General features: G+C 63.7%; 19 protein-coding genes. 9 read left to right on the top strand and 10 right to left on the bottom strand.

The features are described from left to right. Nucleotides 1-60 precede the first annotated feature (60 nt). Nucleotides 61-1,734, bottom strand: a complete 1,674-nt coding sequence (ettA, locus tag WBP06_RS07875; protein WP_395333540.1) for an energy-dependent translational throttle protein EttA — start codon at nt 1,732-1,734, stop codon at nt 61-63. Between the two features lie 297 nt (nt 1,735-2,031). Here ettA and WBP06_RS07870 point away from each other — a divergent pair, with 297 nt between their 5' ends. Beyond that, complete coding sequence (locus tag WBP06_RS07870) at nt 2,032-3,402, top strand: M20/M25/M40 family metallo-hydrolase (RefSeq protein WP_395333537.1); 1,371 nt, start codon at nt 2,032-2,034, stop codon at nt 3,400-3,402. Between the two features lie 43 nt (nt 3,403-3,445). Here the strand turns inward: WBP06_RS07870 and WBP06_RS07865 are convergent, their stop codons facing one another. The 3 genes from WBP06_RS07865 to WBP06_RS07855 form a co-directional block, all read right to left on the bottom strand. Further along, on the bottom strand, nt 3,446-4,336 hold the full coding sequence (locus WBP06_RS07865; protein ID WP_395333535.1) for an HpcH/HpaI aldolase/citrate lyase family protein: 891 nt from the start codon (nt 4,334-4,336) through the stop codon (nt 3,446-3,448). A gap of 113 nt (nt 4,337-4,449) precedes the next feature. Then, nucleotides 4,450-5,355, bottom strand: a complete 906-nt coding sequence (locus WBP06_RS07860; RefSeq protein ID WP_395333533.1) for an SDR family NAD(P)-dependent oxidoreductase — start codon at nt 5,353-5,355, stop codon at nt 4,450-4,452. 32 nt (nt 5,356-5,387) lie between these two features. Next, nucleotides 5,388-6,071, bottom strand: a complete 684-nt coding sequence (locus tag WBP06_RS07855) for a TetR/AcrR family transcriptional regulator (RefSeq protein WP_395333531.1) — start codon at nt 6,069-6,071, stop codon at nt 5,388-5,390. A gap of 134 nt (nt 6,072-6,205) precedes the next feature. Between WBP06_RS07855 and WBP06_RS07850 the strand changes: the two genes are divergently transcribed. The 8 genes from WBP06_RS07850 to WBP06_RS07815 all read left to right on the top strand — a co-directional run bounded on the left by WBP06_RS07850 (nt 6,206) and on the right by WBP06_RS07815 (nt 14,709). After that, nucleotides 6,206-7,555: a hypothetical protein gene (locus WBP06_RS07850; RefSeq protein ID WP_395333529.1), complete on the top strand. Its 1,350-nt coding sequence runs from the start codon at nt 6,206-6,208 to the stop codon at nt 7,553-7,555. After that, a complete protein-coding gene (locus WBP06_RS07845; RefSeq protein WP_395333527.1) occupies nt 7,552-8,973 on the top strand; it encodes an acyl-CoA reductase in 1,422 nt (473 codons plus the stop codon). Before WBP06_RS07850 ends, WBP06_RS07845 begins: the two co-directional genes overlap by 4 nt. A gap of 114 nt (nt 8,974-9,087) precedes the next feature. Further along, entirely contained in the window at nt 9,088-9,945 is an 858-nt protein-coding gene (locus WBP06_RS07840) for a phosphatase PAP2 family protein (RefSeq protein WP_395333525.1), read from the top strand. Between the two features lie 105 nt (nt 9,946-10,050). Beyond that, on the top strand, nt 10,051-10,281 hold the full coding sequence (locus WBP06_RS07835; protein ID WP_395333523.1) for a biotin/lipoyl-containing protein: 231 nt from the start codon (nt 10,051-10,053) through the stop codon (nt 10,279-10,281). Nucleotides 10,282-10,358: 77 nt separating this feature from the next. After that, on the top strand, nt 10,359-10,901 hold the full coding sequence (locus WBP06_RS07830) for a peroxiredoxin (protein WP_395333521.1): 543 nt from the start codon (nt 10,359-10,361) through the stop codon (nt 10,899-10,901). A gap of 373 nt (nt 10,902-11,274) precedes the next feature. Beyond that, nucleotides 11,275-12,402 (top strand): peptide chain release factor 2, encoded by a 1,128-nt coding sequence (prfB, locus tag WBP06_RS07825; RefSeq protein ID WP_395333519.1) that lies wholly within the window; start codon nt 11,275-11,277, stop codon nt 12,400-12,402. 73 nt (nt 12,403-12,475) lie between these two features. Next, the gene (locus WBP06_RS07820) at nt 12,476-13,231 is read left to right on the top strand and encodes a class I SAM-dependent methyltransferase (protein WP_395333516.1); all 756 of its coding nucleotides are present in this window, start codon (nt 12,476-12,478) and stop codon (nt 13,229-13,231) included. A 71-nt stretch (nt 13,232-13,302) separates the two neighbouring features. Beyond that, nucleotides 13,303-14,709, top strand: coding sequence for an NAD(P)H-dependent flavin oxidoreductase (locus tag WBP06_RS07815; RefSeq protein ID WP_395333514.1), 1,407 nt, complete (start codon nt 13,303-13,305; stop codon nt 14,707-14,709). A gap of 72 nt (nt 14,710-14,781) precedes the next feature. Here the strand turns inward: WBP06_RS07815 and WBP06_RS07810 are convergent, their stop codons facing one another. The 6 genes from WBP06_RS07810 to WBP06_RS07785 all read right to left on the bottom strand — a co-directional run bounded on the left by WBP06_RS07810 (nt 14,782) and on the right by WBP06_RS07785 (nt 20,028). Then, complete coding sequence (locus WBP06_RS07810; protein WP_395333512.1) at nt 14,782-15,639, bottom strand: GGDEF domain-containing protein; 858 nt, start codon at nt 15,637-15,639, stop codon at nt 14,782-14,784. A 184-nt stretch (nt 15,640-15,823) separates the two neighbouring features. Continuing rightward, entirely contained in the window at nt 15,824-17,497 is a 1,674-nt protein-coding gene (gene leuA / locus WBP06_RS07805) for a 2-isopropylmalate synthase (RefSeq protein ID WP_395333510.1), read from the bottom strand. 272 nt (nt 17,498-17,769) lie between these two features. Then, entirely contained in the window at nt 17,770-18,399 is a 630-nt protein-coding gene (locus WBP06_RS07800) for a TMEM175 family protein (RefSeq protein WP_395333508.1), read from the bottom strand. Nucleotides 18,400-18,486: 87 nt separating this feature from the next. Beyond that, the gene (locus WBP06_RS07795) at nt 18,487-18,834 is read right to left on the bottom strand and encodes an I78 family peptidase inhibitor (RefSeq protein ID WP_395333506.1); all 348 of its coding nucleotides are present in this window, start codon (nt 18,832-18,834) and stop codon (nt 18,487-18,489) included. Nucleotides 18,835-18,857: 23 nt separating this feature from the next. Next, nucleotides 18,858-19,262: a hypothetical protein gene (locus WBP06_RS07790; RefSeq protein ID WP_395333504.1), complete on the bottom strand. Its 405-nt coding sequence runs from the start codon at nt 19,260-19,262 to the stop codon at nt 18,858-18,860. A 106-nt stretch (nt 19,263-19,368) separates the two neighbouring features. Then, nucleotides 19,369-20,028, bottom strand: coding sequence for a YceI family protein (locus WBP06_RS07785; protein ID WP_395333502.1), 660 nt, complete (start codon nt 20,026-20,028; stop codon nt 19,369-19,371). Between the last annotated feature and the right edge of the window lie 45 nt (nt 20,029-20,073).

The following is a 20,073-nucleotide window of genomic DNA, read 5'->3' as shown; positions in this document are numbered from 1 at the left end:
ACAAGGCCGCCGCCCGGCTTTCCGGACGACGGCCTTGTTCCGTAAGCTAAATCGCCAGGATCAGCGGGTCAGCTTCTTGTAGGCAAGGCGGGTGGGACGATCGGCCGCATCGCCAAGGCGGCGGCGCTTGTCTTCTTCGTAAGCTTCGAAGTTGCCTTCGAACCATTCGACGTGGCTGTTGCCTTCGAACGCCAGGATGTGAGTCGCCAGACGGTCAAGGAAGAAGCGGTCGTGGCTGATGACCACGGCGCAGCCGGCGAAGTTTTCGATGGCTTCTTCCAGCGCGCCCAGCGTTTCGACGTCAAGGTCGTTGGTCGGTTCGTCGAGCAGGAGGACGTTGCCACCCTCCTTCAGCATCTTGGCCATGTGGACGCGGTTGCGTTCACCGCCCGACAGCTTGCCGACGTTCTTCTGCTGGTCGGCGCCCTTGAAGTTGAACGCGCCCACATAAGCGCGGGTCGACATGTCGTGGCCGTTGACCTTCATGTAGTCGAGCCCGTCGGAGATTTCCTCCCAGACGTTCTTCTTGGGGTCCAGATGGTCGCGGCTCTGGTCCACGAAGCCCAGGTGCACGGTCGAACCGATGTCGATCGAACCCTCGTCCGGGGTTTCCTTGCCGGTGAGCATCTTGAACAGCGTGGACTTGCCGGCGCCGTTCGGGCCGATGACGCCGACGATGCCGCCCGGCGGCAGGATGAAGGACAGGTCTTCGAACAGCAGCTTGTCGCCGAAGGCCTTCGAGATGTTCTTCACCTCGATCACCTTGCCGCCCAGACGCTCAGGCACCTGGATGACGATCTGGGCCTTGCCGGGCTTGCGACCGGCCTGGGCTTCCTGAAGCTGTTCGAACTTGCGGATACGCGCCTTCGACTTGGTCTGGCGGGCGGCGGGGGTCTGCCGCATCCACTCCAGCTCGTCCTTGAGCGCCTTCTGGCGGCCGGATTCCTCGCGGTCCTCCTGCTCCATGCGCTTGGCTTTCTTCTCCAGGTAGGTGGAGTAGTTGCCTTCGTACGGGAAGTACTTTCCGCGGTCGAGTTCGAGGATCCAGTCCACCACGTGGTCGAGGAAGTAGCGGTCGTGGGTGATCATCAGCACCGCGCCCGCGTATTCCTTCAGGTGGTTTTCCAGCCATTCGACGGATTCGGCGTCAAGGTGGTTGGTCGGTTCGTCGAGCAGCAGGATCGACGGCTTCTGGATCAGCAGGCGGGTCAGTGCCACGCGGCGCTTTTCACCGCCCGAAAGCTTGTCCACGGGCCAGTCGCCCGGCGGGCAGCGCAGCGCTTCCATCGCGATTTCAAGCTGGTTGTCGAGCGTCCAGCCATCGACCGCGTCGATCTTGTCCTGCAGTTCGCTCATCTCGGCGCCGAGCGCTTCGAAATCGGCGTCTTCCTCGCCCATTTCCATGCCGATCGCATTGAAGCGGTCGACCATGTCGGCGGTCGCGCGGGCGCCGTCCTTGACGTTTTCGAGCACGGTCTTGGTCGGATCGAGTTCCGGTTCCTGCTCCAGATAGCCGACGGTGATGTTCTCACCCGCCCAGGCTTCGCCGGTGAAATCGGTGTCGATGCCGGCCATGATCTTGATCAGGGTCGACTTACCGGCGCCGTTCGGGCCGACGATGCCGATCTTGGCACCCTGATAGAACTGCAGGTTGATGTCGTTCAGCACCGGCTTCTGGGCGCCGGGGAAGGTCTTGGTCATGCTCTTCATGACGAAGGCGTATTGCGCGGCCATCGGATTCCTCTGGATGGAAAGTCTGTAAGATCGAAATGTCGGGTGTCTTGCGCGCCGCTCTACAGGTGCGGGCACGCGTTGCCAAGGGCAGGGGCGGGCGGCGGCCTCATGTGACGGCCCGCCCGACACGAAACCCTGAAATCGGGCTGCATCCGCCGTTTTTCAAGAGCGTGGATCGGCGGTCCGGGTGTCCATGTTTTGGGCAGATTCCGGGCAGGCGCCCGGCAGGTTCTGGTCCCTTCCAATTTTTCCTACGGGCCCGTTGGCAGAACCCGATGGGCGCGCTAGCCAGTTGAGATGCAACGCTCATTCACCCGCGCGGCGCTTCTTGCCGCTTCCGCCGCCGCGCTCGTCGCTGCTCCTGCATTCGCCACACCGGTAGAGGGTTCGGGCGTCGCCTGGGATATCGTCGAGGGTTTGACCACCGAGATCGGCCCGCGCATCGCCGGCTCACCGGCAGAAGGCCGCGCGCGGGCATGGGCGGATGCCAAGCTGAAGGCGCTGGGCTTCCAGAACGTGAAGGTGGAGCCGTTCACCACGCTCGCCTGGACGCGCGGTGACGAAAAGGCGGTGCTGACCGCACCCTATTCGCAGCCGCTGGCGATTGCGGCGCTGGGCATGTCGGTGCCGACCCCGGTGGGTGGCCTGAAGGCGGACATGGTCTATTTCCCGACGCTGGACGCACTGCGTGCCGCGCCGGACGGATCGCTGAAGGGCAAGATCGCCTTCGTCGATCACGCCATGCGGCCCGCACAGGACGGTTCGGGTTACGGCCCCTATGGCGACGTGCGCCGCAAGGGGCCTGCCATCGCCTCGCAAAAGGGTGCGGCGGCAATCGTCATTCGCTCGGCGGGGACGGACAGCCATCGCAATCCGCACACCGGCACGACCATGTTTCCCAAGGGCGTGAACGCCATCCCGGCCGGCGCCGTCTCGAACCCCGATGCCGACCTGATCGCACGTATCGCCAAGCGTGGGCAGCCGATGAAGCTGGACCTGACGCTGGCGGGCAAGCCGTTCCCCAACGCGCCTTCAGGCAACGTGATCGCCGAACTGCCGGGCCGTGATCCCTCGCTGCCGAAGATCGTGGTGGCCTGCCATCTCGATTCCTGGGACCTTGGCACCGGCGCGATCGACGACGCTTCCGGCTGCGCGATCGTGACGGCTGCCGCGCTGGCCGCGCAGAAGGATGGTCAGCCGCTGCGCACGATCCGCGTACTCTGGGCCGGTAACGAGGAAATGGGCCTCAGCGATGGCGGCAACGCCGCCTATGTGCGGATGCATGGTTCCGAACCGCATGCGCTGGCGATGGAGAGCGACTTCGGCGCCGACAAGGTGTGGCAGGTGAAGTTCAGCACCGCGCCGCAGAACCAGGCGATGGTGGACAAGGTGAAGGCCGCGCTCTGGCCGATGGGCATCACCCCGCACGAAGGTGCGGCCGATGGCGGCGAGGACGTGTCCGGTATCATCCAGGCGCAGAATCTGGCCGTGATCGACCTGGGGCAGGACGGCATGCATTACTTCGATCTGCACCACACGCCGGACGACACGCTGGACAAGGTCGATCCCGCCGCGCTTCAGCAGAACGTCGATGCATGGACCGCTGTGCTGAAGGTGGTTGCCAACGAACCGGGCGAGATTGCCAAGGTTCCGGCGCACGGAGAGTAAGACTTACGGGAAGGGGCTGATGATTTTTCCGCCCCTTTTTACGTCAGCTTGCCGCTGTAATCTGCTCCGCCACGGCCACGAGCCGCTGCGCCTGATCGAGATGGAGCAGTTCGGTCATCTTGCCATCCACGCGGATTGCGCCCTTGCCCTGGTTTTCCGGCAGCGCGAAGGCCTCTATCACCGTTCGCGCCCACGCGAGATCGGCCTCGCACGGTGAAAACACTGCATTGCAGGGTTCGACCTGCGCGGGATGGATCAGGCTCTTCCCGTCGAAGCCGAACATCAGGCCCTGCCGCGCTTCCGCCTCGAACGCGTCGAGATCGCGGAACTCGTTGCACACGCCGTCGAGGATGCTCACGCCGTGGGTGCGGGCTGCCGCCACCGCCATCGACAGGAAGGGCAGGAAAGGCGTGCGACACGGGGTAAGCTGGGCACGCATTTCCTTTGCAAGATCGTTGGTGCCCATGATCCAGAGCGACAGCCGGGTCGTCTTGGCCATGGCGGCGATGGCGGGCAGGTTGCCCACGCTCGCGCAAGTCTCGATCATCGCCCACAGGCGCATGTCCGGCGCGGCGCCGGCCAGCGCTTGGTTGTAGCGTTCGATGTCTTCCGGCCCATTCACTTTCGGAACGAGCACGGCGTCCGCCTGCGATCCGGCGATGGCGGCAAGATCGGCCGCGCCCCATTCGGTGTCGAGCCCGTTGGCGCGGATCACCACTTCGCGGTGGCCAAATCCGCCTTCGGCAACCGCCTTCACTGCCGCTTCGCGCGCGGCATCCTTGGCCTCGGGCGCCACGGCGTCCTCAAGGTCCAGGATCACCACATCGCAGGGCAGGGTGCGCGCCTTGGCGATGGCCCGTTCGTTGGAGGCCGGAAGGTAGAGCGCACTCCGACGGGGCCTGTCACTGGTGCGATCATTGAGAGTGGCGGTCATCCTGTCGAACTCCTTGAAGGCGGAGGCGTTCCTTGAGGCGCACGAGACACTCCGGTCAAGCGCGAGAGTGACCCGGGGGCGATCCTTGTAGCGCGACGATTTCGTTGCGATGGTCAGTGCGCGACAGCAAGAATGCGATCGAGCATCTTTTCGCTTTCGGTCCATAGCTTTGCTGCGGCTGTATCGTCCTGCGCCTGCAGTGCCGGCTGCTCTTCCGCCAGTTCATGGAAATAGCGGCCGCCCATGCCGCCCAGTTCCACGGCCGTGGCCAGCCAGACCAAGGTGCGAGCGGGCTGTTCGGGCGGAACGCTCTCGTTCGCGGCCATCCACGCTTGCATCTTTTCGTCCGCATGGCTGGCGAAGTTGGAGGCGACGCGGCCCGGGTGCATCGCCAGCGAGATCACGCCCCGATCGCGCACGTGCCGGTCCAGTTCGCGCGCGAACAGCAGGTTCGCCAGCTTTGCCTGGCAATAAGCGGCGTTGGCGTCGAAAGCGGTGTCCATGTTGAGGTCGTACCAGCGCATCCCCTGGCAGGCTGCGTGCCCGGCGGAGGATACGGCGATCACCCGCACCAGCCCCGGCGGGCTTTCGCCGGCGGCGCGTTCCAGCAGGGGCATCAGTTCGCGGGTCAGCAGGAATGGCGCAAGGTGATTGGCGGCGAATGTCGCCTCCAGCCCTTCGGAAGTGCGATATTGCCCGTCGCGCACGCCGCCGGCGTTGTTGATCAGCACATCGACGCGGTCCGTCAATTCGCCGATCTCGTGGGCGACACGAAGCACGTCGCGCATTTCGGTGAAATCGCCACGCAGGAAGTCCACGCAGCCGCCATTGGCGGCCACCGCCGCGATTTGGCCGGCGGCATCCCGACACCGATCCTCGTCTCTCCCAGTGCCGATGACGTGCCAGCCCATGCGCGCGAAAGCGTCAGCACTCGCGCGCCCGATCCCCGAACTGGCCCCGGTAATTACGACGCAGCGCTGGCGTTTCGGCGGCTGGATCGGATCCGTGTTTCCGGACATCTTTGCTTCTCTCCCATTCTATTCGTGTGTCGTCAGCGCGGCTCCGCCCCCTTGAGGAACAGCCGCACCGCGAAATCGACGCGCGTGCGCACATCCGCCGCGCTCAGTGCATTGCCGGAAACGAGGAAGCGCACCGGGCCGCTGACCACCATGCTCATGAAGACGTTGGCCGCCAGCATCGGATCATCCACCGCAAGCCGCCCGGCGGCGGTTTCTTCGGCCAGAATACCGGCCAGGAACTCCACCGTCGGCAGCGCGGCGATCTCGTAATAGGTCTGGAAGATATCCGGGAAGCGGTAAGCCTCGGTATTGATCAGGCGCTGCATCTTCACGCCTTCCTCCGTGCCGGCCAGTTCGATGCGCAGCATGGCGATATTGACCAGCGTGGCTTCCAGATTCCCCGTTCGTGTTGCCTCGATCCGTTCGAGGCTGGCGGCGCGGCGTTCCGTTCCCCGACGCAGGGCAGCGCGGAAGAGGGCCGCCTTCTCCGGATAGCGGGCATAGACCGTGCGCTTGGTCATGGAGACTTCGGCGGCGATCCCCTCGATCGTGGTCGGCTCATAGCCCTTGTCCAGAAAGTTCTCGAACGCGCAGTCCAGCAACTGTTCGTGTCGCGCGCGCGCCTGTTCGCGCGTCGGCCGGCCGGCGCGGACGCTGGCCCCGTGGGTGGGGGCTGATGGGGCTGGGGTGTCGATCACGTCGGCTGGCTCGCTCATCGCGCCATAGGAACCGATCTCGCTTGCCCTGCCAAGAGAATCGTGAATAATGATACGCACAAGTTGCCATTAATCGAGTCGAAGCCGGGCGTCCAGTCGCGTGCTTTGACCGGCACGGATTTGGGAGAGATCGAATGGGTGAAGCCGCCGACAAGCTCATGGCGCTGGTCGCCGATCCGCAGCGTTTCAGTTTCAGCGCCGATGAACTGCGCGAAACGCAGGTGGCCGCGCTCGACGAGCGGTTTCAGGAGCGCAAGGATCGCATCAAGCTGCTCAGCCTGCGGGCCCGTGACGCCGGGATCGATAAGATCGGGTCCATCGCTGACATCGTGCCGCTGTTGTTCCCGCACACCGCGTACAAGTCGTATCCTGAGAGCTTCCTGATGGAGGAGCGCTGGGATCGGCTGACCAAGTGGCTCGGCACGATTTCGCCCTATCCGATCGAGGGGCTGAACCTCGAAAATGTCGAAGGTATCGATGAATGGATCGAGCGGCTGGCGGCGCTGGGGCACTTCATCTCGTGCTCCAGCGGTACCACCGGCAAGTCGGCCATGCTGATCGCCTCGCAGAAGGACATGGACTGGTCGAAGGTCGATACGGTCAACGTCTTTTCCTGGGGCTCCGGCGTGGTTCCGGCGCAGGATCGCGTGATCGTCGGCTGTGCGCCGGTGGCCACCGTGCCCAAGAACGCGACGATTGCTCAGGCGCAGTATGAGGCTTTCGCCGATCCTTCCGCACCGCGCTGGCACTATCCGGTGCCGCCGATCACCGTGGGTTCGCTGACCTCCATGGTGGTGATGCGCAAGAAGATCGCCGATGGCACCGCGCGCCCGGATGAGATTGCCGCGTTCGAGGAAACGTCTGCCGCCCGCGCCAAGGCGGTGGCCGATGCCATCCCGGCGACGGCGCAATTCATCATCGAGAACCGCCATCGCAAGCTCCAGCTTTCGGGCCTGTGGAGCGGGCTGTGGCAGGTCGCCAAGGCGGTGCGTGATGCCGGATATGGCCGGGCCGACTTCGATCCGGATAATTCGATCTACGTTGGTGGGGGGCTGAAGCGCGCGCAACTTCCTGATGATTATCAGGAGTATGTGTTCGATACCTTCAACATACCTGAGGATCGCCACTTCCAGAATTACTCGATGCAGGAACTCAATTCCGGCATGCCGAAGTGCCGCGAGGGCGGGCGCTATCACGTGCCGCCGTGGATCGTGCCGGTGCTGCTCGACAAGTCTGGCGACAACGCTCTCGATCACACTTCAGGTGAAATGGAAGGTCGCGCGGCGTTCTTCGATCTCTCGCTCGACGGGCGTTGGGGCGGGGTGATCACCGGCGACAAGATCTCACTGGATTACAGCCCCTGCAAATGCGGCAACCATGGTCCTTCGATCCGTGACAACATCGTGCGTTACGCGGATCTGGAAGGTGACGACAAGATCGGTTGCGCGGGTACGGTGGACGCTTACGTGCGAGGTGTAGCATGAACTCTGTGGCGCAAGTTACTGAAAATGAAGAACTCGTTTCGGCCCCGTTCTTCCTGCGTGGTGAGGTGCTGCACGGCACCGACGTGATCCAGAAGTCGCGTGACCTTGGCGTTACCTTCGCGACACCTAGGATACCCTTCGACCGCGCGGTGCCGCCACGCACCGAAGTACCGCCGCTGCTGAACGTGCCGCTGGCGGAAATCATCGATTTCCTCGTCGAGACCGGTCAGCGCCTGACCGCTTCCGACAACGATCACATGCAGGAATGCATCGAGCGGATGTGCCGTACGCATATCCTGCCGCGAGCCGTCGTCGAGAACACCGCGCGCCATGCCGCCGCCTATCTCGACAAGCGCGTGCTGATGGCGGAGGTGGAGCAGAACTTCCCCGATCCGCGCGCGCTCGATGAGTGGGTGCCGAAGCAGGATTTCACTGGTCGCAAGAGCTTCGTGCGCGCTTTCGCGCCGCGCCTGATCCATGTGCTTCCGGGCAATTCACCAGGCGTGGCGGTGAAGTCGGTGGCGCAGGGATCGATGGTGAAGGGCGTGAACCTGTTCAAGATGAGCAGCGCCGATCCCTTCACCATGGTCGCGATCTTGCGGACCATGGCGGATATCGATCCGAACCATCCGATCGTCCGCTCGATGTCGGCCGTCTACTGGCGCGGCGGTGACGATGCGACCGAGCGCGTGCTCTATCGCCCGCAGTACTTCGACAAGATCGTCGCCTGGGGTGGTGGCGATGCGATCAACAATGTTATCAAGTATTTGGGTCCGGGATTTCAGCTCGTTTCGTTCGATCCCAAGACCTCCATCTCGATGGTCGGGCGCGAAGGGCTGGTGGACGAGGCGACCGTGGACCGCGTTGCCGACCTCTGCTCGGCTGACGTCATGACGCTGAACCAGGAGGCCTGCGTCGCCAGTCGGTTCCAGTTCGTGGAGGGCAGTGAGGAGGAAGTGGACCGCTTCTGCGAACGCCTCCACCACCATATCGCCCGCCGCGCGGCGGAGAGCGGTGACGTGCGCCCGCTCGACCGCGACATGCGCGAGGCGGTCGATACGATGACCTTGATGGACGACGAATACGGCGTCTGGGGGCGGACCGACGGCAAGGGTCTTGTCATCCGATCCGAGGAGCCGGTCGATTTCCACCCGATCAACAAGACCGCCAATGTCGTGCGCGTGGACAGCCTTGATGAAGCGGTGAAGTGGATCAACGTCGCTACCCAGACGGTGGGTTTCTACCCCTTCGACCGCATGGCCGACTATCGCGACCGGCTGGCGGCGGGCGGCGCGCAGCGCGTGGTCCATCTGGGCGAGGCAGGGCCTTCCACGATCGGCAATCCGCACGATGCGATGTATCCGCTTCATCGTTTCGTCCACTGGATGGCGCATGAGGACGGCAAGGTACCGGCCTGAGGCAATTGCCCCGGCGATACCGGTCTTCATTCAGCGCTTGCGCGATGGCCGCGCCCTGCAATCCTGCTATTCACTCGGAAAAATGCGTGAATAGCAGGAAAAGGGAGATCGGCGATGAAGGGCGCAAGGCTTGCAGCGAGCATCTGCGGGGCGATTGTCGTGGCGGCGGGCGCCGCCGGCGTGGCGATAGGGCAGGCGCAAGTTGCACCTCCCGCAGCGGCCCCCGTGACGACGCCCTCGGATGCAACCAGGGCGGCCATGGCCTCCATCATGAGCCATGGCAGCTATCTGCCCCGCGGGGGCGCGCCGAACAGCCTGCTCTACAATCCCGCGCCGCCCGCGCCCGGCTCTGCGGCCAAGGCGCGTGACGAGGAGGCGGCAGCAGCGGCCATCGCGATGCAGGGCACGCCGCGCTGGGAACAGGCGAAGATCGATGCCGATCTGTTCACGCCGAAGGTGACCGACACCTTCTCCTGCGCCGCCGGCTTCCGCATCGGCGCGGATACGACGCCCAAGACGCAGGCGCTGCTGCTGAAGGCGATGATGGACTTCGGCCTGGCCAGCTATCCCACCAAGAACCGCTACCAGCGCGCGCGTCCTTTCATGGAGAACGGCAAGGCGACCTGCACACCCGATCAGGAGGCGATGCTGCGCAAGGATGGGTCCTACCCATCGGGCCATAGCGCCATCGGCTTCGGCATGGGGCTGATCCTGGCCGATCTTGTGCCCGATCGCGCCGGTGAATTGGTGGCGCGCGGTCGTGCCTTCGGAGAGAGTCGGCGGATCTGTAACGTCCACTGGCTGAGCGATATCGAGGAAGGGCGCATCGTTGCGGCCACCGTCTTCGCCCGCCTCAACGCGGAACCCGCTTTTGCGGCCGATGTTGCTGCCGCCCGCGCCGAACTGGCGGAAAAGCACGCTTCGCTGGCCGTGCCGGACTGTGCGCGAGAAAACGCGGCGCTGGCGATGTGATCGTACCGGCGAAACCTGCACGCGCCCACGCTCTCGGCCCTATGCCGGTGCGCGGACGCGCGATAGGCAACGGCAAAGACATTTGCACAAGGATCGAGAAAGACCATGGCCGTTGAAATCCTGCTCCCCAAGATCGGTTTCTCGATGCAAGAGGGCCAGATCGCAGAGTGGCTCGCCAACGATGGGGACCAGGTAGCCGAAGGCCAGCCGCTGTTCTCTCTGGAAGCCGACAAGTCCACCAACGAAGTGGAAGCGCCTGCATCGGGCACGCTGAAGATCATGGCGGCTATCGGTGAAACCTACGAAGTTGGAACCGTGCTCGGCTACATCGAATAAGTTCCGCTAAATTCAGCCGATTGCCGACGCTGGAAGGGGGCTGGACAGGCCCCCTTACTAGGTTCAGATTGCGGCCCATGCGCAAGACTCTTCCCGCTCTCGCCGCCGCTCTGGCTCTCGCTTTCACTGCCGCGGCCGCCGATGCGGCGTTGCCGGTTGGCGCCAAGGCCCCTGCGTTTTCGACGCAGGGCGCGAAGGGCGGCAAGGTCATGGCCTTCGACCTGAAGGCGGCGCTGAAGAAGGGGCCGGTCGTCCTCTACTTCTATCCCAAGGCTTTCACGCAGGGCTGCACGCTTGAAGCGCATGCCTTCGCCGATGCGACCGACGATTTCGCCAAGCTGGGCGCGACCGTTGTCGGCATGTCGAACGATGACCTGCCCACGCTCCAGAAATTCTCGACCGAGGCTTGCCGAGACAAGTTTGCGGTTGCCGTCGCTACGCCTGCGGTGATCAAGGCCTATGACGTCGCCCTGAAGCGCGAAGGCGCGCCGGCCGGGATGACCGATCGTACCAGCTATGTGATCGCGCAGGATGGCAAGATTGTCATGGTGCATTCCGATCTCGACTATCGCGATCACGTTAAGCTGACGCTTGAGGCGGTGAAGAAGCTTAAGGGCTGACTTCGACGTTGCGCGGCGGGCCCACCCCGCTGCGACTGGCTTCACTGCGTTCAGCAAGTCTCGCTGCCCCTCCCGCTTGCGGGAGGGGGATCAGAGCCACGCCCAATCGCTGCGCTGATACCCCCCTCCCGCAAGCGGGAGGGGCAGTGAGACTTGGCAGCTTGCCTGCCTAGTCTCAGCGGAGTGGGCATTCACAACACTGGCAACTTCATTCCAGCCTTGAACTCCACCCCCATCAGCAGGTAATAGCGCCGCTTCCCACGCGGTTCCTCTGCCCTTGGCAGTCGCGCGTGCTTTACTTACGTCGCCACTGCGCTATGCGCGGCATTCGTGCCTTGGGCGTGCCTGCGGCGTTTCTTGGGAGTTTGAAGTCATGCGTGCCGAAGGGCAGGCCCACATTGCGCGTATCGAGAAGGCCCTCGCGCTGGTCCGCAAGTTCCTTGACTGGGATCGCGCGCTGCGTCGCTTTGACGAGCTGAACGCGCGCGTCGAAGATCCCACGCTGTGGGACAAGCCCAAGGAAGCCGAAGCGGTGATGAAGGAACGTCGCCGCCTTGAAGCCTCCATCGGCGCGGTGAACGAAATCAGCCGCGAGATGCAGGACGCCATCGAGTTCGTCGAACTGGGCGAGATGGAAGGCGACGAGGATACCATCAACGAAGGTATCACCGCGCTGGCCGCCCTTGCCGAACGCGCCGATCACGACAAGGTCACCGCGCTGCTTTCGGGTGAGGCGGACGCCAATGACACCTACCTCGAAGTCCACGCCGGCGCCGGCGGCACCGAGAGCCAGGATTGGGCCGAAATGCTGCAGCGCATGTACACGCGCTGGGCGGAGCGGCACGGATACAAGGTGGAACTGGTGGACTATCACGCCGGTGAAGCCGCCGGCATCAAGAGCTGCACCTTGCTGATCAAGGGCGAGAACGCCTACGGCTATGCCAAGACCGAAAGCGGCGTCCACCGCCTGGTCCGCATCAGCCCCTACGACAGCTCGGCCCGCCGCCATACCAGCTTCTCGTCGGTCTGGGTCTACCCGGTGATCGACGATAGCTTCGAGATCGATATCAACCCGGCCGACCTGAAGATCGATACCTATCGCGCGTCGGGTGCCGGTGGTCAGCACGTCAACACCACGGACTCGGCGGTGCGTATCACCCACGCGCCTTCGGGCATCGTCGTGGCGAGCCAGATCGACCGTTCGCAGCACAAGAACCGCGAAATCGCCATGGGCATGCTGAAGGCGCGCCTGTTCGAGGAAGAAATGCGCAAGCGCGAGGAAGCGGCAAGCGCGGAACACGCCTCGAAGAGCGATATCGGCTGGGGGCACCAGATCCGTTCCTACGTTCTGCAGCCCTATCAGCAGGTGAAGGACCTGCGCACCGGCGTCGTCTCGACAGCGCCCGGTGACGTGCTCGACGGCGCGCTCGACCCCTTCATGGCCGCCGCGCTTTCGCAGCGCGTAACGGGTGAAAAGGTCGAAGTCGAAGACGTCGACTGATCCATGGCGGGACAGGCCCGGCGCTTGCGGCAGAGTGTTTTGCCAAGCGCGGGCCGAACCGCTAAAGGGCCGCATGGGTTTGCCCCGCTTCACTTTCCGACGGACCGTCACGCTGGCATTGGTGCTGGCTGTTGGCGCGTGCCACCAGAAGGCGCCGGATGACGGCCGCCCGGAAACGGCGCGCGCCTTTCCGGTAGCGGATCGCCCGGTTTCCAAGGCCAGCGATGTCGATTTCGGCAGCGAAATCCAGCGCGACTCCCTGCATGAAGCGGAAGTGGTCATGGATCTGGCCAAGATCGAACCGGGCACGACTGTGGCCGATATCGGCGCGGGCGAGGGGTACTATACGGTGCGCCTTGCCAAGCGCGTGGGTGCCAAGGGCAGGGTGCTGGCCGAGGACATCGACCGCGCCGCGAACGAACGGTTGGGCCAGCGCGTGCTGCGTGAGCAGCTGGACAACGTTTCGATCAAGCTGGGCAAGGTGGACGATCCCAGCCTGCCCGAAAACAGTTTCGACCGGGTGTTCCTGGTCCACGTCTATCACGAAGTGACCGAACCTTACGCCTTCCTATGGCACATGCGATCTTCGCTGCGGCCCGGCGGGAAGGTCGTGGTGGTGGAGGCCGATCGGGCGAGCGATCGCCACGGCATTCCGCCGCAATTGCTTTTCTGCGAATTTGGCGCAGTGGGCTTTCGCTTGACGGAATTTGTCCGTAAGCCGGAGCTCCAAGGCTATTTCGCCCAGTTCGAAGCCACCGGGGAGCGGCCCGATCCGGCCAGTATCGTGCCGTGTCGACTATCCGGCAAATCCACGACGCAAAACAGGTGAGCGTCAGTAACACAGGGCGTATAAGGCAGGTCTGATCGACCCGCCACGCCGGGGGAAAGTTGAAAGAGAAGATGGGTTTCAAGGGTCTCAAGCCGATTGTCTATGGTGGACGCGAAGTCTGGCCGCTCGTCGAGGGTGGCAAGGGCGTTGCCGCGACCAACCACATGAGCTCGGGCGCCTGGGCGGCGGCCGGCGGCATCGGCACCGTCAGTGCCGTCAATGCGGACAGCTATGATGCGGAAGGCAAGATCGTCCCCCAGATCTACCGCGCGCTCACCCGCAAGGAACGCCACCAGGAACTGATCGACTACGCCATCGACGGCGCGGTGGAGCAGGTGCGCCGCGCGCATGAAATCTCCAACGGCAACGGCGCAATCAACATCAACGTGCTGTGGGAAATGGGCGGCGCGCAGGCCGTGCTGGAAGGCGTTCTGGAAAAGACCAAGGGCATGGTTGCCGGTGTCACCTGCGGCGCGGGCATGCCCTACAAGCTGTCCGAGATCGCGGCGCGTTTCAACGTCAACTACCTGCCGATCGTCAGCTCCGCGCGTGCTTTCCGCGCGCTCTGGAAGCGTGCGTACCACAAGGTTTCGGACCTGATGGCGGCGGTGGTCTATGAAGACCCCTGGCTGGCCGGCGGCCACAACGGCCTGTCGAACGCTGAAGACCCACTGAAGCCGGAAGACCCGTACCCCCGCGTCAAGGCCCTGCGCGAAACCATGCGCGCGGAAGGCATTTCGGACGCGGTGCCGATCGTGATGGCCGGCGGCGTCTGGTATCTGCGCGACTGGGAGAACTGGATCGACAATCCGGAACTCGGCTCGATCGCCTTCCAGTACGGCACCCGCCCGCTGCTGACGAAGGAAAGCCCGATCCCGATGGCGTGGAAGGAGCATCTGCGCACGCTGGAGCCGGGCGACGTTCTGCTCCACCGCTTCTCGCCGACCGGGTTCTATTCCTCGGCCGTGCGCAACCCGTTCCTGCGCAATCTGGAAGCCCGTTCGGAGCGCCAGATTCCCTATTCGAAGGTCGAGGCGGGCGAACATACCGTGCGCCTTGACGTCGGCGTGAAGGGCAAGAACTTCTGGGTCGCGCCCAAGGATCTGGAGCGCGCCCGCTCTTGGTCTGCGCAGGGCTACACCGATGGTCTGCGCACGCCCGACGACACGATCATCTTCGTGAACCCGGCCGAGCGTGACGAGATCCGTCAGGACCAGGCCGACTGCATGGGCTGCCTGTCGCACTGCGGTTTCTCGTCGTGGAAGGATCATGACGACTACACCACGGGGCGCCTTGCCGATCCGCGCAGCTTCTGCATCCAGAAGACGCTTCAGGACATCGCCCATGGCGGTCCCGTCGATCAGAACCTGATGTTTGCCGGCCACGCGGCCTACAAGTTCAAGCAGGATCCGTTCTATTCCAACGGCTTCACGCCGACCGTGAAGGAACTGGTCGACCGCATCCTGACGGGCGACTGATTTCCGGCCGGCACGGCATGCAGATACGAAAAGGGCGGCCATCGAGCCGCCCTTTTTTCATGTCCGTCGATGTCAGCCCGCGATGCCGGTTCGGCTGTGATCGGCACGGCAGATGCGATCCCGTCCTGCGCGCTTGGCATCGTAGAGGGCCTGATCGGCAAGATGGATGGCGGTTTCGATGTCGCCGCCATCCCAACGGCAAAGCCCGGCCGAGAAGGTGATCTGGCGCCCGTCCACATCGCCGATGGGATCCTGACGCATTTGCGCGGCGATCCGGGAGAGGATCCAGTCGGCCTCTTCCTCAAGACTGTCGCGGAACAGGATCGCGAATTCCTCTCCACCCCAGCGCGCGACTGCGTCCACGCGGCGGATCTGCGAGGACAGGCGATCGGCAAAGGCGCAGAGCACGCGATCGCCCTGATCGTGGCCCAGGCGGTCATTCACCTGCTTGAAGAAGTCGATGTCGACGATCGCCAGGCAGCCCTTGCGCTGATCTGGCGCGAGCGCGGCGAGTTGGTCGAGAAATCCGCGGCGGTTGGCAATGCCGGTCAGCGGATCTTCGAGCGCCGCGATGCTCAGGTCTTTCATCTGCGTGCTGGCGACCGTGGCGGCGCGGTGGACGCCGGCATAGAGCGTCTGGATCACATCGCCCACCTCGTTGAGCGGGGTGGGCTCTTCCTCGTTGGTGAGTGCGGCCGCAAGGGCGTGGATCGGATTGAGCAGCGCGCCGATGCCGAACAGTGCCAACGCGGTTCCGGCGACGGTCGCCAGTGTCAGCAGCACGAATTCGGCAAGGGCGATGCGCCCGGTCGAAAATCCCCAGATGCAGTAACCGATCAACGGCAGATGCGTGGCGACGAAGCAGAGGGTGAAAAGCCTCAGTCGCAGGGAGCGGGGAAAGATGAAGGAGGTTGCAAGATAGAACTGCATAGGCACCCGGTATTGCTACGTTTTTCGGGGTAGATTGACTGCAGTTCTGAATGAAACCCCAAAAGGCATGGTTAAGCCATGATTGCCAGACCAGCCGTGTAAGCAGCGTGGTCAGCCGTGCGATTGTCTTTGTAGGCAATGCCGATCGCCGGGGACGAATTGCGCCCCCGGCGATCGGTGAAGATCAGATTCGCGCTTCGTTGGCAGCGCTGAGCACGGCCCGGACGGAGGCCGTGGCCACGTCCTCGTCGATGCCCACGCCCCAGATCGTTCGGCCGTCCGGCGTCACGCATTCCACATAGGCTGCGGCGCGAGCGTCGGAGCTTTTGCCCATCGAATGCTCGGCATAGTCGCGCACTTCGAGGGTGACGCCGAAGCTTTCGGCCAGCGTCGCGGTGACCGAGGAGATCAGGCCGTTGCCGCGTCCCGAAACGGTCTGCTCCTTGCCGTCCACGCCGATCTTGCCGGCGAACACGCGGGTGCCGTCAGGGCGCTTGGCTTCCTCGTAATCGATCAGAGCGAAGTGCTGTGGATCGTCGAGGCGGTAGGCTTGCTTGAACACTTCCCAGATGTCCGAAGCCTGCAGTTCCCGGCCCAGTTCGTCGGCCAGGTTCTGCACGTGCTTGGAGAAGTGCGCCTGCATCCGCTTGGGCAGCTTCAGGCCCTGGTCCTGTTCGATCACCCAGGCGAATCCGCCCTTGCCGGACTGCGAGTTGACGCGGATCACCGCCTCGTAATCGCGGCCCAGATCGGCCGGGTCGATCGGCAGGTAGGGTACGGCCCAGAGTTCGTCATTGCGCTTTTCCTGCGCGGCGAAGCCCTTCTTGATCGCGTCCTGATGGCTGCCGGAGAAGGCCGTGAAGACCAGTTCACCGCCATAGGGATGACGCTCTGCCACCTTCAGCTGGTTGCAGTATTCCACCGTCTGGATCACTTCGTCGATGTCCGAGAAGTCCAGTTCCGGGTCGATGCCCTGCGTGTACATGTTCAGCGCCACGGTCACCAGGCAGCAGTTGCCGGTACGTTCGCCATTGCCGAACAGGCAGCCTTCGACGCGGTCCGCGCCGGCCATCAGGCCCAGTTCGGCGGCGGCGACGCCGGTGCCGCGGTCGTTGTGGGTGTGCAGCGAGATCACGGCCGATTCACGGTTCGGCAGGTTGCGGCAGAAATATTCGATCTGGTCGGCATAGACGTTGGGCGTTGCCGCCTCCACCGTGGCCGGCAGGTTCAGGATGATCGGGTTTTCCGGCGTGGGCTGGAGAATCTCCATCACCGCTTCGCAAACCTCGATCGAGAAATCGAGTTCGGCGGTCGAGAACGTTTCGGGCGAGTATTCGAACTGCCACTTGGTCTGCGGATACTTCGCGGCCTGATCACGCAGGATCTTGGCACCGCCCGTTGCGATACCCTTGATCTCGTGCGGCTCCATGCCGAACACCACCGTGCGCCACAGCGGCGATACGGCGTTGTAGAGATGGACGATCGCCGAATGGACACCGGCCAGGCTTTCGAAAGAGCGGCTGATCAGGTCTTCGCGCGACTGGGTCAGCACCTGGACCAGTACGTCTTCGGGAATGCGGTCGTTATCGACCAGTCCGCGAATGAAATCGTATTCGGTGGCGCCGGCGCTCGGAAAACCGACCTCGATTTCCTTGATGCCCACTTTGACCAGCAGGTCGAAGAAGCGGTTCTTCTTCTCCGCACCCATCGGATCGATCAGTGCCTGATTGCCGTCACGCAGGTCGGTGGAGAGCCAGCGCGGCGCCTTCGTGATGACCTGCGAGGGCCACTGGCGGTTCGGCAGGTCGATCTGCGGGAAAGGGCGGTACTTGACCGAAGGGTCTTTCAGCATGGTCATGGGTAGTCTCGCTCGGATTTACGTCTTCGTCTGGAAGGGCCGTAATTTCGGCCCGGTCTGGCAGGGTCCCCTTGAGCGCCGAGCGCGCCGCAGGACCGACGCGTCAAGTCACGCCCAAGGGCGTGTAAGTCGCAGGGTAAGGCCAAGACGAAGGGTCATGGCCGTGCCTATGCGCATTGGGCGGATGCTTGTAAAGGGAAAAGGCGCATCCTTTTGCGATCGTTCGGGTTCGCCGCGCAACAAACTTGCCGATGGCGCTTCGGTGCCGCGCTTCAGGGCTGTTGCGGGGGATGGCGATCCAGGAACAGCCGGTCGAGTCCGCTCCACGGCAGCATCCAGAACACCGCGACCAGCGCCGCGCAGCCTACGCCCAACCATGGCGACAGGAAGGTAAGCGGAAGCCCGGCGGCATAGACGAAGGCTGCGGCCAGACCCTTGCGGTGAGAGGCCTTGTGATAGCGGCGGCTTGCCGAGGTCTGCGCGCCGGTGCTGGCGATCCGCCCCTGCAGCAGGACGTAGGCGAGGGCCGGCGCGATCATCGTCACCAGATAGAGCAGCGTCGCTTCGCGGCTGAAATGATGCTCGCCCAGATAGGCGGTCGAGAAGGGTATCAGCGATAGCGTGAACAGCAGCAGCATGTTCGACCACAACAATCCGCTGGTTACCACGCGGGCATGGCTGAGCAGGCGGTGGTGGTTCACCCAGTAGATCGCGACGTAGGCATAGCTCAGCACATAGGCGATGAAAATCGGCCATAGCGGCCAGAGGGCCGACAGTCCTTCGGACACGGGCGTCTTCAGTTCCAGCACCATGATGGTGATGATGATCGCCAGAACGCCGTCGGAAAACGCCTCTACCCGCGTCAGGCTGTCTTCCCGTTCGATGTCGTTGGCTTCGGTCATTGGTGGCCCCTGCTGATTTCCAGCGCCGGTGCTTGGATGAGGCTGGGGGCCGGATCAAGACGGCCGCCGGAAATCAGCTGATGAAAATCAGGTGCAGTTGAAGCCCTTGATCTTGCCGTCATCGCCCACCTGCACGTTCAGCCGGTCCGGGCGATAGTCCATGGTGACGGCCATGCCGGGCTTGAGGACGCGCATCGGCTTGTCGCCGCGCCACTGGGTGATCGCGGCGATCACTTCGTCGCTGGCGGGTTGGCCGACGTAGGCGCTGAGCTGGTCGGCGCCGCAATTCGGCTCCATCGAGGGGGGAGGGGGCGCTGCGTCGGCCACCTTGTCGGTGCCCGAGCTGGTGCCCGTGCTGGTGCCCGAGCTGGCGCAGGCCGTCAGGACTGCCAAGGCAAGGCTGCCGGCCAGGATCGGGAGGAATGTGCGCTTCATGCCAGTCTCCATTATGTCCTCCATCACATCACGGTCATCGAAAGCTGATAGGAAACCGTGCGCTTGGCATCCTTTGCATTGCCCATCAGGTAGACGCGGATGCGATAGTCGCCCGTCTTCGGCAGCTTGATGTTCGTGGCATCGGCGCCGTTCATCGCGCCGTTGTAGATCGCCTCTCCGGTGCTGCCCGGGGGGAGGATATTGAACATGGCGCCTTTTGACGTGATCGAGACGGACAGCTTCTGACCCGCTTTCGCACCCAGCAAGTAGTCGCGATACTGATTGCCGGTGACGGTGCCCTTGACGGAGGCATTGTCGTTCCCACGAGCAAAAGCGACGCGCTGGCTGGTCTGGGCAAGCAGGGGCGGCGTGGCGACGATGGCGGTCAGGGCGCCGACGATGCTGACCGCCCGCACGAAGTTGCGCATAAGAAAACCTCCATGGTCGTGGTGACCATGGAGGCAATCTATCATCGTGAAATGAGACGTCTACATTGCGCCGCGTCAATTCATGCGTCGCAATCCCGCAGTTCGTTCACTGTTTTTCGAAGGCGGCGTTGATCACCAGCACCGTCTCGTCGGAAACCACCGGCACATACTTGGTCACGCCGAAGTCCGAACGCTTGATCATGGCGCGGGCCAGGAAGCCGACCGAATCCTTCTTGCTCATCGGGTTCGCGGCGGCGCCGAAGAAATGGGCCATGATCGTGATCGGCTTGCTGACGCCGTGCAGCGTCAGGGTGCCGTCGATCGCGGCCGAGTCAGGCCCGCGCGGGGTGACCGAAGTGGCGACGAAGGTGGCGGTGGGGAACTTGGCGGCGTCCAGCCAATCGGCGCTGACCAGTTCTTCCGAAAGCTTGGAACTGGTCGTCTGAACCGAGGCGATCGGGATGGTGACGTTCAGCTTGGTGGCGGCCAGGTTCTTGGGATCGAGCGTCATCGAACCGCTGGCGCCGGAGAACGTGCCGGCGAAGGGCGAGATGCCCATGTGCGAGACGCTGAAGGTGACCTGCGTATGCGCGGGTTCGACGGCGTAAGTGCCGGCCTTCACGTCGGCCGGGGTGCCGGAGCCGTGGAGCATTTCCATGCGGCCGCCGGGTCCGCCGGGGCCGGGCTGGGCGATGATGGGCGCGGCGGCGGTGGTTGCGATGGCGGCTGTGGCGGCAAGGGCAAGGGCGATGTGCGAACGGCGCATGGAGGCTGCTCCCAAAAGGAAAAGAGGCGGCGCATTTCTGCGCCG

The sequence above is a fragment of the Novosphingobium mississippiense genome, assembly GCF_044029535.1.
In the GTDB taxonomy this organism is placed as follows: domain Bacteria; phylum Pseudomonadota; class Alphaproteobacteria; order Sphingomonadales; family Sphingomonadaceae; genus Novosphingobium.
Note: the sequence above shows the minus strand (reverse complement) of the source record. Positions and strands in the feature narration are given on the sequence as shown.